This is a genomic window from Paraburkholderia sp., from assembly GCF_049581445.1.
Lineage (GTDB): Bacteria > Pseudomonadota > Gammaproteobacteria > Burkholderiales > Burkholderiaceae > Paraburkholderia.
Genome location: NZ_JBAURZ010000047.1, coordinates 1 through 17,193, shown reverse-complemented (window position 1 = coordinate 17,193; position 17,193 = coordinate 1). Strand labels below are relative to the sequence as shown.

The following is a 17,193-nucleotide window of genomic DNA, read 5'->3' as shown; positions in this document are numbered from 1 at the left end:
AACAGCAATGTTTTCAAGGTTTGCTCTGCGTAGGCGTGAACCACCAGTTCGTTGTGATCCAGTCGCCTGCTGAATAGTACAGCGGCAGGGTTTGGGGCCACGCCATGCCACGCTTGAACGCGACGCGCCACACCGAACTGTACCAATGCGGGACCACATAATAGCCATGCATCAACACCCGGTCGAGCGCATGGGTGGCGGCGACCAGTTGCTCGAGCGTCTGGGCCTGAACCAGCGCGCGCAAAATGGCGTCGACGGCTGGCGACTTGAGGCCACCCAGATTGTTGGAGCCAGGGATATCGGCGGCCTTGCTGCCGAACTGCTCCACCTGGTCGGTCCCCGGCACCTGCTCGTCGGGCACCTTGATGATCGTTGCATCGAACTCAAACGCGTCAAGGCGCTTCTGGTACACGGCAAAATCCGTCGTACGATAGTTCAACGTAATGCCGAGCTTCGCAAGATTGCGCTGGTACGTGGCAATTACCGGAGGCCACACCGCCGCGCCGGAAGAATCGTCCAGCATCTCGAAGACGAACGGCTGCCCTTGCGCATTGCGCAGCGCGCCGTCGCGATAGGTCCAGCCGGCCGCGGCGAGTAGCGCGCGGGCTTGCAGCAGGTTGGCTCGCAGCGAGCCGGGAGGATCGGTGTCGGGCTGTTTCGGCATCGGGCCGAACACCGCCGGATCAAGCTGGCCGCGCCACGGGTTGAGCAACGCCAGTTCACCCGCGCTCGGCGTGCCGGTGGCCTGCCACTGGGTATTGACGTAGTAGCTGTCGATCCGCGTGTACTGGTTGTAGAAAAGCTGCCGGTCGAGCCATTGGAAATCGAGCGCAAGATCGAGCGCCTTGCGCACCCGTACGTCCTGGAACATCGGCTTGCGCAGATTCAGCACGAAACCCTGCATGCCGTTGCCGTTGTGCTGCGGAAATTCACGCTTGATCAATTCGCCGTTGTCGAATGGCTTGCCAACATCGCGCCGCACCCAGTTGCGCGCAACCATTTCCACCATCGCGTCGTACTCCCCTGCCTTGAACGCCTCGCGGCGCGCAGTGTCGTCGGAATACAGCTTGTAGGTGATGCGATCGAAGTTGTTCGAGCCGACCCGCACCGGCAACGTCGCGCCCCAATAGTTCGGATCGCGCCGGAACGTAATGGTGCGGCCATTGCTGTAGCTTTCGATCAGATACGGGCCGCTCGCGATCGGTTTTTCGAACGCGAGTTGATCGAACGGAATTCGCGTGCCATTCGGCTTCATACCCCACTTGTGCGAGAACACGGGAATACCGCCCGCGAGCAACGGCAACTCGCGGTTGTGCTCGCGAAACTCGAAGCGGATCGTTTGCGGATCGACCACCACGGCTCGCGTGATGTCAGCAAAATACGACGCAAACGACGGCGCGGCCTGAGGGCTTTTTAGCGTGTCGAAGGAGAACTTGACGTCGTCCGCCGTCACCGGGTCCCCGTTCGAGAAACGCGCGTGCGGATTGATGTGGAAGGTGGTCGACAAGCCGTCCGGCGCGATGCGAATGTCGTCGGCGAGCAAGCCGTACTCGGTCGCAACCTCGTCAGAGCTTCCCGTGGCGAGACTCTCGAACAGAAAGCCCATGCCCGGCGCTGCATTGCCGCGCAGCGTGAACGGGTTGAACTTGTCGAAGCTCGTTTGCCGGTCCGGATTGGCCAGTACCAGTGTGCCGCCCTTCGGCGCATCCGGGTTGACGTAGTCGAAGTGTGTGAAACCGGGGGGATATTTCGGCTCGCCATATTGCGCGATCGCGTAGGCCGCGTGCGCCGGCGAGGCCGCCAGCGATGCAGCGCCGACTGCACAGAAGATCAGCAAAGCGTGCGCCAAAGAGCGTGGCACAGCCGGCAAACAGACACGCGAGAGCCTCTCATTCATGGTGTGCAGCGTAGCCAATAAGCCTGCGCACAGCGCTTGAACCCAGCGCGAGCCAGTTGTCATAGGGGCCTTGTTGGTCAGTGGGCAGTTGCAATGTGAGAGAATTCTACCCAATAATCCCGCGCGATCCCGCACATCTGAGCTCGCGGCGCGCTGACTTCATTAGGAGAATTCATGGGCTTCCTCGCTGGTAAACGAATCTTGCTGACGGGCCTCCTGTCGAACCGTTCGATCGCGTACGGCATTGCGCAGGCTTGCAAGCGCGAAGGCGCAGAACTGGCGTTCACGTACGTCGGCGACCGCTTCAAGGACCGCATCACCGAGTTCGCGACCGAATTCGGCAGCGACCTGATATTTCCGTGCGACGTGGCTGACGACGCGCAGATCGAAGCGCTCTTCACTTCGCTCAAGGAACGCTGGGACACCCTCGACGGCCTTGTCCACTCGATCGGCTTTGCGCCGCGTGAGGCGATTGCCGGCGACTTTCTCGACGGCATGACGCGCGAAAACTTCCGCATCGCCCACGATATTTCCGCATACAGCTTCCCAGCGCTCGCCAAGGCTGCTCTGCCGATGCTCTCGTCGAACGCGGCACTGCTCACGCTCAGCTATCTCGGTTCAGAGCGCGCCATCCCCAACTACAACACCATGGGTCTTGCCAAGGCATCGCTCGAAGCGAGCGTGCGCTATCTGGCTGTCTCGCTCGGCGCGAAAGGTGTGCGCGTCAATGGTATTTCGGCTGGTCCGATCAAGACGCTCGCGGCAAGCGGCATCAAGGGCTTCGGCAAGATTCTCGATTTCGTCGAAGGCAATGCACCGCTCAAGCGCAACGTGACGATCGAGCAGGTAGGCAATTCTGCAGCGTTTCTGCTGTCGGATCTGGCGGCTGGCGTGACGGCAGAAATCCTGCACGTCGATAGCGGTTTTAACTCCGTAGTGGGGGGCATGGCTGCCGTCGCAGAGTAATCGCGTGCGCTGCTCACTTGCGCGCGCTGAACGCGCAGGGCACAACAGCCATCATTTTGCCGTGGGACCAGAGTAACGCGCTGAGGCGCAACCTCTGGTCTCACGCAACAGGCAACAAAAAACCGCCGGGAAAACGGCGGTTTTTTGTTTTCAGGCTTGCCATAGCAAACCTGTGCAGCTTAGTTCCAGTGACCGTGGTCATGGTCGTGGTAACCGCCACCGCCGTGATAGCCACCGTGATGGCGATACCAGTCGTCACGACCCCAGTAGCGACGGCCGTCCCAGTAGCGGTCGCCGTGCCAGCCGATCACGATAGCCGGGCCACCGTAATAGACAGGAGCCGGTTGATAAACGACCGGCGGAGGCGGCGGCGCATACACAGGCGCCGGAGCGACGTAGACCGGTGCCGGAATACCGATGTTGACACCCACGCTCACGCCGGCCATTGCTGCACCCGACGCGCCCAGCGCGAGGACCCCGATGAGAAGCGGAACAAGACGAGCGGACTTCATGGAATTCACCTTTTTAACAAGTGTGTGGTGTTGTTGGCCGAAATATAGCGCAAGGAAACGATCCGCGTATTTCAAGTTTGTAAGAACTGATGCATAACATCGCACTCTGAAGCGCCTGGTTACGTCTGGTTACACAGGACCAGGTTTCTGTGAAAAACCACCCCCGCCGTAACACATGGACTGGTCATTCAGGCGCAAGCGAGGAGCACACGGCATACCGCGCGCTTTCTGCCGATCACCCCGGGCGCCCGACCATGCGTTTTGCTTCGGCATCCGAAGCAAATGCATTTTCTGGCTCAGCGGGCAAACCGTTCGTCTCGAAAGACAGTTTTCCGTTCCGCGCAAACGACCACAATGCGACCCACAAAAAACAAAACCCCAAGAGACCGCGATCTCTTGGGGTTCAGCCGCCATTGCTGGCGGAGACGGAGGGATTCGAACCCTCGATCCAGGTTTTGGCCCAGATGCTCCCTTAGCAGGGGAGTGCCTTCGACCTCTCGGCCACGTCTCCCAAACTTTCGGTCGCGCAGGGAGTCAGCGCGACGAAGCCAAGATAATAGCGGCCTAAACGGCGAAGGTCAATGTCTACCGGACATTTTTTGTGCCAGATTAGTCAACGCCGACGCAATTTGTTCGCATGGCCGCAGCACAACAAACGGGGCGCTCTTTTAGCGCCCCGTTTGTCCCGCAAATTCACGCGAATTTATACAAACTCGCCATGCAAACCCGCCAGCGACGTTACGCCTGATCCAGCTCGAACGCCTTATGCAGCGCGCGCACGGCGAGCTCCATGTACTTCTCGTCGATCAGCACCGAAATCTTGATTTCGGAGGTTGAGATCATCTGGATGTTGATGCCCTCTTCCGACAGCGTGCGGAACATCGTGCTCGCGATACCGACGTGCGAGCGCATGCCAACGCCGACCACCGACACCTTCGACACCTTCGGATCGCCCAGCACCTGCTCGGCCTTCACGTGATCCTTGACCTGACCCGTGAGAATGTCCATGGCGCGCTGATAGTCGCCGCGGCCCACCGTGAACGTGAAGGCCGTTTTGCCCTCGACGCTCTGGTTCTGGATGATCATGTCGACGTCGATATTCGCGTCCGCCACCGGACCGAGGATCTGGTAGGCGATGCCCGGCTTGTCGGGTACACCCATCACGGCGATACGTGCTTCGTCGCGTTGGAACGCGATGCCCGAGATGACTGCTTTTTCCATGGTCTCGTCTTCTTCAAAAGTAATCAGGGTGCCCGAGGTCATTTCGGCTTCGAGCGGTATCAGCGGATCCGTCAGGCTCGACAGCACGCGCGTCTTTACCTGATATTTGCCAGCGAATTCCACCGAGCGGATCTGCAGCACCTTCGAACCCAGGCTTGCCATCTCCAGCATTTCTTCGAACGTCACGCGGTCCAGGCGCCGTGCCTCTTCAACCACACGCGGGTCAGTCGTGTAGACGCCGTCGACGTCGGTATAAATCAGGCACTCGTCAGCCTTCAGCGCAGCCGCAACCGCCACCGCCGAAGTGTCCGAGCCGCCGCGCCCAAGCGTCGTGATATGGCCTTCCGGGTCAATGCCCTGGAAGCCGGTAATCACCACGACTTTGCCCGCTTCGAGATCGCTCAGCACGCGTGCACCGTCGATTTCGCTGATGCGGGCTTTGGTGAATGCGCTATCCGTTTTGACCGGCACTTGCCAGCCCGCATAGCTGACTGCGTCAACGCCTGCTTCCTGCAGGGCGATGGCGAGCAGCCCCGAGCTGACCTGCTCGCCGGTGGCGGCAATCATGTCCAGCTCGCGTGGGCTCGGCTGAGCCGAAATGTCTTTCGCGAGGCCGAGCAAGCGGTTGGTTTCGCCCGACATCGCCGAGGGCACCACGACCATCTTGTGGCCAGCTTTGTGCCATTTCGCGACGCGCTTCGCGACGTTCTTGATGCGCTCGACCGAGCCCATCGAAGTACCGCCGTATTTATGTACGATGAGTGCCATTGTCGTTCTGAACTGGAGAAGTAACCGCGCTGGCGCGCTGGAGACGACCGCACAAAAGCACCAAAGCGCAACGTTTCAGGAACGACGGCGAAGTGTGGCGGTGTAGATGCAGCGCACGTGCAGCACGCGCGGATTTGCCCGCGAGGGATCGCCTGGGACTGCCACTGGTTGCCGGAAAATATAGAAAAACGCCCGGAAAACAGCAATGGCGACATCAAAAGCGGCTTGGGCAAACAAGTTAACGTACCTGATAGAGCGCAAAAAGACAAGCCACAATCCTGGCAATAACGGTTGCAAAGGCTTGTCCACAAAGGATTTGCGCCCGGCCTGAAGACACGCTCACGCGCCCGCAACAAGACTGGGCGCGTCCGCCGCCAGCCGCCCGACCGGTCGGTCAGGCGATTGTCAGGTCCTCGCGCCACTCGATACGCACGTGACGGGCGCCCCCTTCGGCGTCGACGCTGCCGGTAGATGGTGTCGCCGTCAATGCAGCGCGATTCACGCCCAGCAAGGGCACGAACAGCAACGTGTCGCCGACGAACAGCAGCGGCACATCACGCTTCCACGCAGGCACGCCCTGCTCCTGAAACAGATTCTTCAAGGTACGGCTCGGTCCCTGCGCGCTGCTGCGCATACGCTCGCCGCCGCTGCGTGAGTGGGCGCTCAGCAGGGCGCCGCTCAGCACGGCTGCTGAAATCGCAAGGGGATCGTCGGCCGCCGTGTCGACGAATACGAACGTGCCGCGCCACTGCGGCAAGCGCCAGATCGATTCGCCGCGCCACGCCAGTTGACTGACCGGGCGCCCAGCGAGCGCCGTTTCGTCAGCGGGCTCTGAGCTGTCGCCCGCTTCCCAGTAGATCTGGCCACGATAGCTGCGCAGCGCTTCGCCCGCATGATCCACGCGCAGGTTGTGAGCGTCGCTGACTTCGCGCAGTTGCCGTAACGCATCGCTCAGACGCGCGCTCGACGCGGCTGGCAAACCAAGCGAGCGCATCCAGTAACGCAGCAGGTTCAGCGCGCGTTCATCGTCGAACCCGAGTAAGGCATCGTGCGAAAGCGCGCGGCCTTCGTCACACGCGGCAGCGTCGAGGTCGATTCGCGCCAACTCATCCAGCAGACGTTGTGCGGATGCCGCATGCGCCGCGGTGCGCGCTAACGCATCGCGAAAACCCGGAAACTGGACAGCCAGCGTGGGCAGCACATCATGACGCAAGGCATTGCGCGCATAACGGGTGTCCGCGTTCGATTCATCTTCGATCCACGTCAGCTTTCGAGCCTGCGCGTACTGCTCTAGTTGCGCGCGCAACAAATGCAAGAACGGCCGTATGCGCATCGCTGTCGCGCCAGGTGGCGCGTATTGCGGTGCCATCGCAGCGAGTCCTGGCAGACCCGCGCCACGGAGCAATTGCAGCAGAACCGTTTCGGCTTGATCGTCGGCGTGCTGCGCGAGCCACAAGGTGCCAGCGCCGTGCTGCGCGCAGAGCGCATCGAGCGCGCGATAACGCGCGTCACGCGCAGCCGCTTCAACACCGAGGCCCACGTCTCTCGCCACCTCGACGCGTTGCGCAGCGAAATCGACACCCCGCTCGCGTGCAAACGCCTCACAATGCGCGAGCCATTGATCGGCGTAAGGGCTAAGGCCATGATGAACATGCAACGCAATGCAACGCGCCGCTCCCGCAACGCGCACTGCGGCATCGAGCAGCACAGCCGAATCGACCCCCCCGCTAAAAGCCACCGCGATGCGCGTGCCGGACGGCTGCGCAGAAAGCGCAGCGCCGACCGCCTCGAGGACGAGGCGGTCGGCGGGATGATCAGCGGGATGATCAGCGGGATGAGTCACGGCGGCAGGGCCTGGGGCGCGAGGCGCCGTGCAATGGAGAGCCGGCGCGGGCTTATGCGCCCGGCGTCGTTTCCTTGTACTTGCCGTACGCCATCAGCCGTTCGAAACGGCGTTCGCGCAGGTCGGGAATGCTCATGCCCTGGAACTGGCGCAGCGAGTCGGCGAGCGCACGACGCAGCATGGCGGCCATACCCTTCGGATCGCGATGCGCGCCGCCCAGCGGCTCATTGACGATCTTGTCGATCAGCCCAAGCGCTTTCAAACGATGCGCGGTGAGGCCCAGCGCTTCCGCCGCTTCAGGCGCCTTGGCCGCACTCTTCCACAGAATCGATGCGCAGCCTTCCGGCGAAATCACCGAATACGTCGAGAATTGCAGCATCAATACGCTGTCGCCCACGGCAATCGCGAGCGCGCCGCCCGAACCGCCCTCACCGATAATCGTCGAGATGATCGGCGTCTTCAGTTCGGCCATCACATACAGGTTGCGGCCGATCGCTTCCGATTGGCCACGCTCTTCAGCACCGATGCCAGGGTAGGCGCCCGGCGTGTCGATGAAGGTGAAGATCGGCAAGCCGAATTTTTCGGCCAGACGCATCAGACGTTCGGCCTTGCGATAGCCTTCCGGACGCGGCATGCCGAAATTGCGCAGCGAGCGTTCCTTGGTGTCGCGCCCCTTCTGGTGGCCGATCACCATGCAAGACTGGCCATTGAAACGGGCAAAGCCGCCCACGATTGCCAAGTCGTCTGCAAAGGCGCGGTCGCCATGCAGTTCATGGAAATCGGTAAACAATTCGCTCACGTAGTCGAACGTGTACGGGCGCTGCGGATGGCGCGCAATCTGCGAAACCTGCCACGGCGACAGATTCGCGTAGAGATCTTTGGTGAGCTGTTGACTCTTCTTGGACAGCCGCTCGATTTCTTCCGAAATATCGACGGCCGAATCGTCCTGCACGAAGCGCAATTCTTCGATCTTCGCTTCGAGCTCAGCGATCGGCTGCTCGAAATCCAGAAAGGTGGTCTTCATTGGTTTTAATCCTTGGACTTACCGGCAGCGCGTATTCTAACCGCGACCGCCGCTGTCAAAACCACCGCGAAACTATCGAATCGGAAAAATTGATAGTTTCTAGGTAGCAATCCACCAGCATTACATGCTCAGCAAGCGCTGGGCCGCCCGCGTTTTCACGCAGAAAGCCGGCGCCGGGCGCCAGGCGGGGAGCGCTCAGTAGTCGACCGGTAACGGATCGAGGCTACGCCACATATACCATGTGGCAACCGTGCGCCACGGCTCCCAGTTCGCGGCAACTTCGCGTGCTTCACTGCGCGTGACCGGCTCGCCACTGAAATAGTTGACGCTGATTGCGCGAATCAGACCGAGATCGTCGAGCGGCAAAACGTCCGGGCGCGACAGATTGAAGATGAGGAACATCTCCGCCGTCCAGCGTCCAATGCCGCGAATCTGCGTCAGTTCGGCAATCACCGCCTCGTCGTCCATCGAGGTCCACTTGCCCACGTGCAACGCACCCGAGACAAAGTGTTCGGCCAGATCGAGAATGTATTCGGCCTTGCGCCGCGACAAGCCGCACGCCATCAGCTTGTCCTGACCCAGCTTGATGAACTGTTGCGGCACGAGCTTCGGACACGCGGTTTCGACGCGCTGCCATGCCGCCTGCGCCGAGGCTACCGAGATCTGCTGCCCCACCACCGAACGGGCCAGCGTCACGAACGGATCGCCGCGGCTCATCAGATGCACGGGGCCAAATTTTGGAATCAGTTTCTTCAGAATACGGTCGCGCTTGACCAGGTCCGCGCAAGCTTTGTCCCAATATGCGGGGCGCGTTACTTCGGGCGTGAGGCCTCCCATCTGAACCGGTACCGCGACATTGGCATCATCCAATGCACGTGATTTGCGCACGACTTCGCCTTCATGCAGTGCATCGCGCGCGAGTTCCTGGGCCTCGCCCTTGATCTCGACCGGCAACGCGCCGTTGGCACCATTGATGCCATCATTTTTGCCGCGCGCTGCACGCGCCGGTTTTGCAAGCCTCGTCGCTTTCGGTACGACTGCGTGCGCACCTGTGCCGTTGAGGCCGCGCTTCACCACCGTCTTGCTTGCGGTACTGCCCGTCTTGCCGCCCACCTTGGTGGTGCCGGCCGGCGCTTTCGCAGTGTTGCCGCTGCGTGCGTGAGTCGCTTTCACTGCAACTGACGTGCTTGTTTGAGACGCGGCCCGTTTAGCCGACGTCTTCGTGGCCGTTGCCATCCTGCCTCCTGCCTGGCGAATCGATCAAAGGGAAGTACGAGGTACGCTTACACGCGCCGCCACTCGGTCAACCCGCCCGGTTTGTCTTCAAGTGCAACGCCGGCCTCGAGCAATTCGGCCCGAATCCGGTCTGCTGCCGCATAGTCCTTCGCCTGCTTGGCTGCCACACGCGCAGCAATCTTCGCTTCGATCGCGGTAGTGTCGAGCGCGCTTTCACTCGCGCTGCCTGACGCCTGCTGCAGAAATGCACGCGGCTCACGGCCGAGCAGTCCGATAATGCCCGCGAGAGCACGCAGTTGTCGGGCCAGCGCAGCATCGCGCGTGCGATTCACCTCAGTAGCGAGTTCGAACAGCACCGCTACCGCAACCGGCGTGTTGAAGTCGTCATTCATCGCCGCGCGAAAACGCTGCGCGTGCGCTTCGTTCCAGTCAAGTTCGGCATCATCCGCCGTCACGTCTTTCAATGACGTGTACAAACGCGTCAGTGCGCCGCGCGCGTCGTCGATATGCGTATCGCTATAGTTCAGCGGCGAACGGTAGTGCGCACGCGCAATGAAGAAACGCACGACCTCAGCGTCATATTGCGCGAGCACTTCTCGAATCGTAAAGAAGTTGCCGAGTGACTTTGACATCTTCTCATTGTCGATCTGAACGTAGCCGTTGTGCATCCAGTAATTGACGAACGTTTGACCTGTCGCGGCTTCGCTTTGCGCGATTTCATTTTCATGGTGCGGAAACTGCAGGTCCTGGCCGCCACCGTGAATGTCGAAATGATCGCCAAGCAATGTGCAGCCCATGGCTGAGCATTCAATGTGCCAACCGGGACGGCCGCGCCCGTATTTAGAATCCCAGCCCGTATCAGCGGGTTCATCAGCTTTGGCCTGCTTCCACAGCACGAAATCGAGCGGATCCTGCTTCGCGTCGTTGGCCGCCACGCGTTCGCCTGCGCGCAGATCCTCGATCGACTTGCCCGAGAGCTTGCCGTAGTCAGCGAATTTGCGCACGGCGTAGTTCACGTCGCCATCGCTTGCCTGATATGCGTAGCCGTTGGCTTCGAGTTTATCGATCATACCGAGCATCTGCGGGATATATTCCGTCGCGCGCGGTTCGAGATCGGGCCGCTCGATGCCAAGCGCATCCGCATCTTCATGCAGTGCCTTGATGAAGCGGTCCGTAAGCGCCTTGATCGTCTCGCCGTTTTCGACAGCGCGGCGAATGATCTTGTCGTCGATATCGGTAATGTTGCGCACATAAGTCACGTTGTAGCCGAGCGTGCGCAGCCACCGCTGTGCGATATCGAACACGACCATCACGCGTGCGTGACCAATGTGACAGTAGTCATACACCGTCATCCCGCAGACGTACATTCGTACGACACCCTCTTGCAGCGGCACGAAAGTTTGCTTTTCACGCGCGAGCGTGTTGTAGATGCGCAGTGATTCCATAGAGACGATGCGTGGGCCGAAAGAAATCCGCAATGCGTTACGTGCATGCCGCGCCGGTATTGCAGACGGGACGGCATATACAGCAGCAAACCGGTGCACCTGGTGCGGCGGTCAGGCTGCGGTCAAAGCGGAGACGACCACGAGTGGCGAAAAGACAGTCTGCGGTTCAACGGAACGCTCAGACCTTTTGTTAGAATGGCTCGGAGTATAACATCCAGACCTGAGCCTATGAAACCTTCCAGCGGCCGCGCGCGCAGCGCTGCGACCCTAGCCGCGACGGCCCTGTGCGGCCTTGCCGTGCTGTTCGTGCCGGGTGCTCCCGCGTATGCGCAAAAGAGCCCCGCGCTGTCGGCAGGCCCGGCTGTGCGCGACGGCACACCGGAAATCGACGCCTTGATCGCGAAGAAAAGCTGGAACGCGGCGCTCACCCAGCTCGACGCGCGCATTGCCGCGAATCCGCGTGACGCCCAGGCACAATTCAAGCGCGGCACGGTGCTCGCGCACCTGAATCGCGACGACGAAGCCATCAGCGCATTCGTCGCCCTGACGCAGGCTTACCCTGAGTTGCCCGAGCCGTACAACAACCTTGCGGCGCTCTACGCCAAGCAAGGCCGCTACACGGAAGCGCGCGCGGCGCTCGAAACCGCCACCAAGGCGAACCCGAACTACGGCCTCGCGTACGAGAACCTGGGCGACCTGTATCTGCGCCTCGCGGCCTCGGCGTATCAGCGCGCACAAGGCCTCGGCCAGGCGAGCGGCACGACGCAGCAGCGCCTCGCCGACATCCAGAAGATCGTCTCGCCGCCCAAGAGCGCGACGCCCGTGAAGAAAGTGGCTGCGCCCGACGAGTACACGAACCGAGCCACCTCGAACATCACGGAATCGCCGAGCTTCCAGTTTGGCGGCGCCAATGGCTCACTCGCGATACCGCCGTATATGGCGCCGTCGCAGTAAGTTCACAGCACGCTCACGCAGAGTCATCGGTAGAGTCATCGCCAACGTTTTTTTCCACCCAGAGGATCTTCATGAAATGGTTGATGTTGGCGCTCGGTAGCGCCGCCCTGATCGCGAACGCACCCGCTTTTGCCCAGTCCGCGCCGCAGGCCGCGCACCCGTCCGTCCTCTTCAAGACCACGGACGGCGACATCCGTGTCGAGTTGTACCCGGAAAAGGCCCCCAAGACGGTGGCGAATTTCCTCGACTACGTGAAGTCCGGCCAGTACAGCGGCACGATTTTCCATCGCGTGATTCCTGGCTTCATGATTCAGGCCGGTGGCTACACGCAGAGCTTTGCAGAGAAGCCGACCCGTGCGCCGATTCCGCTTGAAAGCCGCAACGGTCTGAAGAACGCCACCGGCACGATTGCGATGGCACGCACCAGCGATCCGGATTCCGCCACCGCGCAATTCTTTATCAATACTGCGGATAACGCCGGTCTCGACTATCCGGGCCAGGACGGCAATGGTTATGCCGTGTTCGGCAAGGTGACCGCCGGCATGGATGTCGTGAAGAAGATTGAAGGGACACCGACCACCACGCGCGGTCCGATGGCCGATGTGCCCCAAACGCCGATCGTGATCGAGTCGGCCACCGTGGTCAGCAAGTAAGCGCCAAAAGTAAACGGCAAGTAAGCGAATAACTCGCGATAAGCTTTCGATCAGCCCGCGAATAGCTCGAGCACGCGTTCACCTGCCTCGCCAGGCGAATACCTGGCACGCAGGCTGCGGGTTGAGCAGCAGTCAGCACAGCCGGTGATGCAATCCAGCGCCGGCTTGGCACAATCAATGCCCGGGCGACGCGTCATGCGAACATACGATGCGCGTCGCCTTCCACCCACCGTCCAGCAAAGGATTCCATCATGGTCGAACTGCACACGAATCACGGCATCATCAAACTTGAACTGGATGCCGAAAAAGCACCGAAGTCGGTCGAGAACTTCCTCAACTACGTGAAGGCCGGTCATTACGACAACACGGTGTTTCACCGCGTCATCGACGGCTTCATGATTCAGGGCGGTGGCTTCGAACCCGGCATGAAGCAAAAGCCGACCGAAGCACCGATCACCAACGAAGCAAACAATGGCCTGAAGAACGTCAACGGCTCGGTCGCGATGGCACGCACCAACGACCCGCATTCGGCGTCCGCGCAATTCTTCATCAACGTCAACGACAACGACTTCCTGAACCACTCGTCGCCGACGCCGCAAGGCTGGGGTTACGCCGTGTTCGGCAAGGTGGTTGACGGCCTCGACGTGGTCGAAAAGATCAAGAAGGTCAAGACCGGTTCGAAGGGTTTCCATCAGGACGTGCCGGCTGACGACGTGATCATCGAGAAAGCGGTCATCGTCGACTAAGCTCGCTTAGCGCAAGAAGCGTGGCGGGCAGAAGCAATTGCGCAGCCGCCACGCAGACTGAACCGCTTAAGGCTGAACGCGCCGAACCCACTCGGTCGAAGCACTCACTGCAACTGGAACCTGGCACTCTTCAATGCTGCAAGAAACGCCGCTGCGAAGCGCCGCCGCGGGCGTGCCTGGCGAGGGCAAGCGCCCGCACGCTGCGCGCCCGTTTTTTTTCATCTCCGATCTGCATCTGAGCGAGGCGATCCCGCGTACGGTCGCCGCGTTCGAGCACTTCATCCGCTTCACGGCTGAAGAGGCCGACTCCGTCTTTATTCTCGGCGACCTGTTCGAATACTGGGTGGGTGACGACATGCTCGGCGACCCGTTCGTCGCGGGTATGGCGGCCCTGATGCATACGTTGTCGGAACGCGGCATCGCGCTCTACATCATGCATGGCAACCGCGACTTTCTGCTGGGCAAGCGCTTCATGACAGCGGCCGGCGCGATCTGGTTGCCCGATCCGTTCGTGATCACCGCATTCGGTGCACGCATCACACTCGCGCACGGCGATGCGCTCTGCACGTCGGACCGCGCGTACATCCGCTTTCGCCGCTTCGCACGCTGCCGCGCTGCGCAGATGCTGTTCCTCGCATCGCCTTTCAAGTGGCGGCACGCGCTGGCTCAAAGGATGCGCAAGGCGAGTCATGAAGGCCGCTCACGGCCGGTCTCACCGAAGTACGACGTGACGCACGAAGGCGTAGCGGCGCTTCTTAAACAAACTGGTACGACGATCCTCGTGCACGGTCATACCCACAGACCGGCGCGGCATTCCGAGCCCGGCGGCACACGCTGGGTTCTGCCGGACTGGGATCTGGATCATGGCGAGCGACGCGGCGGCTATCTGCGCATTGATGCCACAGGGCTTAGAGCATTGCCGCTCGATTGAGCTAGACACCGTGTCGAAGTACGTTGCACCGCGCCGCTTGACGTCGAGTAGCGTTCGTCGGCGGCCTTGGATGCCGTATAACCCGTGGGTGCCCGACAAAGCTCGTCGGTGCACAGTAACGCGTCGGCAAACCCACGTGAGCGCCAATACCGCCAGTCAGCGCCCGGCCTCCACGACCTCCGGCTTCCCCGCTATCGCCGCCGACAGGCGCCGCAAATCGAGCAACGCGGCGTCCGTGCCTTGCAATGCTTCCAGACTCGCGCCCAGCCGTTCCAGCGCAGCGACAATCTCGTCGATGCGTTGCGATTGACCGGCTGCATGATCGATCAGCCCATGAATTGCGAGGGATACAGGATCATCGGCATTCGGAGTTATGCCATAGGCGCAGAAGGCGGCACGCTCAGATGCGGGCTTCGCGCCACACGGTGCGTCCGCCGTTGTGGCGCTCGACGCGGCACGGGTCGCCGCCTGGATCACGCGCGCCGGATTGCCAACGGCTGTGCCGCCGGCAGGCACGGCCTTCACCACCACCGCATTCGACCCGATCTTTGCATCCGCGCCGATCGTGAAGCCACCGAGTACTTTCGCTCCCGCGCCGACGATCACACCGCGCTCGAGCGTCGGATGCCGCTTCGCACCTCGCGTCAACGACGTCCCGCCAAGCGTGACGCCCTGGTAAATGGTGCAGTCGTCACCGATCTCCGCGGTCTCGCCGATCACCACGCCCATCCCATGATCAATGAACACACGCCGGCCCACCGTCGCGCCGGGGTGAATCTCGATACCGGTCAGAAACCGCGCCATTTGCGAGACGAAGCGCGCGATCCAGCGCCGCTCGGCTCGCCAGCACGCATGAGCGAGCCGGTGCAGCACGAGCGCGTGCAGGCCCGGATAGCACGTGAGGACTTCCCAGCCGCTGCGAGCGGCGGGATCGCGCTCGCGGATCGTGGCGATATCTTCGCGAAGTCTCGTGAACATGGTAGTGGCGCCGGCATGGGGGAAGAAAAATCGTCGTTGCCGAACACGGCACGACAGATCGCCGCCGATTAGCAGATCGGCAGCTTTGCTTAGAACGTTTCGAGGGATTGTAGGGCGAATGGCGAAAACCTGCCGGATGCCCCCGCTGAAGGCAAGGTTGTCACGCGGGCCGCGACGCTTCTCTCGTCCAAGGGCAACCGGTGCCCGGCCGCCAGCCTCGGAACCCCCTCGGACCTAAGTCAGGGCCGTGTCAGGATTTTTCGGCGCCGGATGAAGCGTCGCCGGGTGTTTCGCCTGTTGGCGTCTTCACCTTCAGCAGAATGTGCTTGGCGATACCGCGCACAATGTTGACCTCTTCGCGTTCGAGCCCCGAGCGTGCGAAAAGGCGTCGCAGGCGTGACATCAGTTTCTTCGGATTGGCCGGATCGAGAAACTCGAGCGCGATCAGCGCGTTTTCCAGATGCACGTACATGCGCTCGATATCGTCGCTCAGGGCGAGCGCAGCCACATCTGCGCCCTGCCCCTCAGCAAACGCCGCACTGCCAATGCTGCCTGCGCTGCCGGCCACACTGACGCCGCTTGCGCCGAGATACGCCGTGCGCAGCTCATAGGCCAGCACCTGTACCGCCTGCGCCAGATTGAGCGAGCTATAGGCCGGGTTCGCGGGAATGTGCGCGAGCACGCTACAGCGCTCCACATCCTCGTTAGAAAGCCCCGTACGCTCGTTGCCGAACACCAGTGCGATATCACCATGCACAGCATGCTCGCGGGCCTGTGTCGCCGCCGCACGTGGCGCGTACTGCGGTGGGCCGTATTCGCGCAAGCGCGCCGTCAACGCCACCGACCATTGCACGCCATTCAACGCGTCCGCCAAGGTGGGCACCACATGCGCGCCGGCCAGTACGTCGTCGGCACCGCTTGCCATGGCGATCGCCTCGGGATCGGACTGCACGTGAGGAACACGGGGCGCCACCAGCACGAGCCGCGAAAAACCCATCGTTTTCAGCGCACGCGCTGCCGCGCCGACGTTGCCGGGATGGCTGGGTTCGACCAGCACGAAGCGCGTCGACGTGAAGCCGCCGCGCACCGGCGCGGCGCTGTCCGGCCCACAAAGGTCCGAGGCAGAGGAAGAAGACGGAATGTGGGTTTGGGCCACGATAAAAATGGGGAGCTAAAGACCTGTATGGTAACGCCAGCTCGCCCGGATCGGCGCACTATCGGACGGACGAGCCGCACGGATCGAGCGCGACGCTGCCGGAGATGGCCGGAGTCGGGTAAAATCACGTTTATCGCGCCGTCTTTGCACGAGCGCCTCGTTCTTATCCAATTCGTCTCCGTCGACGGAGCGCGCCGTCCAGCGTCGCTCTGCGTTGTTTTCTGCTGATTTCCAGCTGATCTGTTCAGCTCTCATCGGCTCATTACCGGTAAGCAGCTACGCTGCCCCGGCACAAGGATCCAGGCTCATGCATCCCATGCTCAACATCGCCGTCAAGGCCGCCCGCCGCGCCGCGCAAATCATCAACCGGGCGTCCCTCGACCTTGACCTGGTTCAGGTCAGCAAGAAACAGCACAACGATTTCGTCACGGAGGTCGACAAGGCATCAGAAGCGGCCATCATCGACACGCTGAAGACCGCTTACCCCGATCACGCCATTCTTGCCGAAGAATCCGGCAAGTCAGACAACGAGTCCGAGTACCAGTGGATCATCGACCCGCTCGACGGCACCACCAACTTCATCCACGGTTTCCAGTACTACTGCGTGTCGATCGCCCTCGCGCATAAGGGCATCGTGACGCAGGCAGTCGTCTACGATCCGAACCGCAACGACCTGTTCACCGCCTCGCGTGGCCGCGGCGCGTTCCTGAACGACCGCCGCATCCGCGTAAGCCGCCGCGACCGACTCGCCGACGGCCTGATCGGCACCGGCTTCCCGTTCCGCGAAACGGACGGCATCGATGCCTATGGCCGCCTCTTCAGGGAAATGACCGAAGCGTGCGCGGGCCTGCGCCGTCCGGGCG

Annotated in this window: 16 protein-coding genes and 1 tRNA gene; 6 read left to right on the top strand and 11 right to left on the bottom strand. The window is 61.5% G+C overall.

The annotated features are described in order from the left end of the window. Positions 1-13: 13 nt before the first annotated feature. Entirely contained in the window at positions 14-1,897 is a 1,884-nt protein-coding gene (locus tag WCA85_RS03205; protein ID WP_424061730.1) for an extracellular solute-binding protein, read from the bottom strand. Between the two features lie 174 nt (positions 1,898-2,071). Here WCA85_RS03205 and fabI point away from each other — a divergent pair, with 174 nt between their 5' ends. Beyond that, complete coding sequence (gene fabI / locus WCA85_RS03200; RefSeq protein ID WP_424061728.1) at positions 2,072-2,863, top strand: enoyl-ACP reductase FabI; 792 nt, start codon at positions 2,072-2,074, stop codon at positions 2,861-2,863. 179 nt (positions 2,864-3,042) lie between these two features. On the opposite strand, the gene WCA85_RS03195 is transcribed toward fabI, so the two are convergent. The 8 genes from WCA85_RS03195 to cysS form a co-directional block, all read right to left on the bottom strand. Then, on the bottom strand, positions 3,043-3,375 hold the full coding sequence (locus WCA85_RS03195) for a hypothetical protein (RefSeq protein WP_424061727.1): 333 nt from the start codon (positions 3,373-3,375) through the stop codon (positions 3,043-3,045). Positions 3,376-3,792: 417 nt separating this feature from the next. Then, positions 3,793-3,886, bottom strand: a tRNA-Ser gene (locus WCA85_RS03190). Between the two features lie 227 nt (positions 3,887-4,113). Further along, the gene (locus WCA85_RS03185) at positions 4,114-5,364 is read right to left on the bottom strand and encodes an aspartate kinase (protein ID WP_424061726.1); all 1,251 of its coding nucleotides are present in this window, start codon (positions 5,362-5,364) and stop codon (positions 4,114-4,116) included. A gap of 75 nt (positions 5,365-5,439) precedes the next feature. Next, on the bottom strand, positions 5,440-5,673 hold the full coding sequence (locus WCA85_RS03180; protein ID WP_424061725.1) for a hypothetical protein: 234 nt from the start codon (positions 5,671-5,673) through the stop codon (positions 5,440-5,442). Between the two features lie 85 nt (positions 5,674-5,758). After that, positions 5,759-7,207: a tRNA lysidine(34) synthetase TilS gene (tilS, locus tag WCA85_RS03175; RefSeq protein ID WP_424061724.1), complete on the bottom strand. Its 1,449-nt coding sequence runs from the start codon at positions 7,205-7,207 to the stop codon at positions 5,759-5,761. Positions 7,208-7,259: 52 nt separating this feature from the next. After that, complete coding sequence (locus WCA85_RS03170) at positions 7,260-8,231, bottom strand: acetyl-CoA carboxylase carboxyltransferase subunit alpha (RefSeq protein ID WP_424061723.1); 972 nt, start codon at positions 8,229-8,231, stop codon at positions 7,260-7,262. Positions 8,232-8,426: 195 nt separating this feature from the next. Beyond that, positions 8,427-9,467: a DNA-3-methyladenine glycosylase family protein gene (locus WCA85_RS03165; RefSeq protein WP_424061722.1), complete on the bottom strand. Its 1,041-nt coding sequence runs from the start codon at positions 9,465-9,467 to the stop codon at positions 8,427-8,429. 47 nt (positions 9,468-9,514) lie between these two features. Beyond that, positions 9,515-10,912 carry a cysteine--tRNA ligase gene (gene cysS / locus WCA85_RS03160; RefSeq protein ID WP_424061721.1) on the bottom strand — a complete coding sequence of 466 codons (1,398 nt, stop codon included), beginning with the start codon at positions 10,910-10,912 and terminating at the stop codon, positions 9,515-9,517. A gap of 228 nt (positions 10,913-11,140) precedes the next feature. On the opposite strand from cysS, the gene WCA85_RS03155 reads away from it, so the two are divergent. The 4 genes from WCA85_RS03155 (at position 11,141) to WCA85_RS03140 (ending at position 14,196) form a co-directional block, all read left to right on the top strand. Further along, on the top strand, positions 11,141-11,866 hold the full coding sequence (locus tag WCA85_RS03155) for a tetratricopeptide repeat protein (protein WP_424061720.1): 726 nt from the start codon (positions 11,141-11,143) through the stop codon (positions 11,864-11,866). 71 nt (positions 11,867-11,937) lie between these two features. Beyond that, positions 11,938-12,519: a peptidylprolyl isomerase gene (locus WCA85_RS03150; protein WP_424061719.1), complete on the top strand. Its 582-nt coding sequence runs from the start codon at positions 11,938-11,940 to the stop codon at positions 12,517-12,519. 251 nt (positions 12,520-12,770) lie between these two features. Then, a complete protein-coding gene (locus WCA85_RS03145; RefSeq protein WP_424061718.1) occupies positions 12,771-13,265 on the top strand; it encodes a peptidylprolyl isomerase in 495 nt (164 codons plus the stop codon). Positions 13,266-13,398: 133 nt separating this feature from the next. Further along, positions 13,399-14,196, top strand: a complete 798-nt coding sequence (locus WCA85_RS03140; RefSeq protein ID WP_424061717.1) for a UDP-2,3-diacylglucosamine diphosphatase — start codon at positions 13,399-13,401, stop codon at positions 14,194-14,196. A 156-nt stretch (positions 14,197-14,352) separates the two neighbouring features. Here the strand turns inward: WCA85_RS03140 and cysE are convergent, their stop codons facing one another. Then, positions 14,353-15,174, bottom strand: coding sequence for a serine O-acetyltransferase (cysE, locus tag WCA85_RS03135; RefSeq protein ID WP_424061716.1), 822 nt, complete (start codon positions 15,172-15,174; stop codon positions 14,353-14,355). A gap of 250 nt (positions 15,175-15,424) precedes the next feature. After that, complete coding sequence (locus tag WCA85_RS03130) at positions 15,425-16,315, bottom strand: RNA methyltransferase (RefSeq protein ID WP_424061759.1); 891 nt, start codon at positions 16,313-16,315, stop codon at positions 15,425-15,427. A gap of 322 nt (positions 16,316-16,637) precedes the next feature. Here WCA85_RS03130 and WCA85_RS03125 point away from each other — a divergent pair. After that, positions 16,638-17,193, top strand: a 556-nt coding sequence (locus WCA85_RS03125; protein ID WP_424061715.1) for an inositol monophosphatase family protein, incomplete at its 3' end; no start/stop codon positions are given.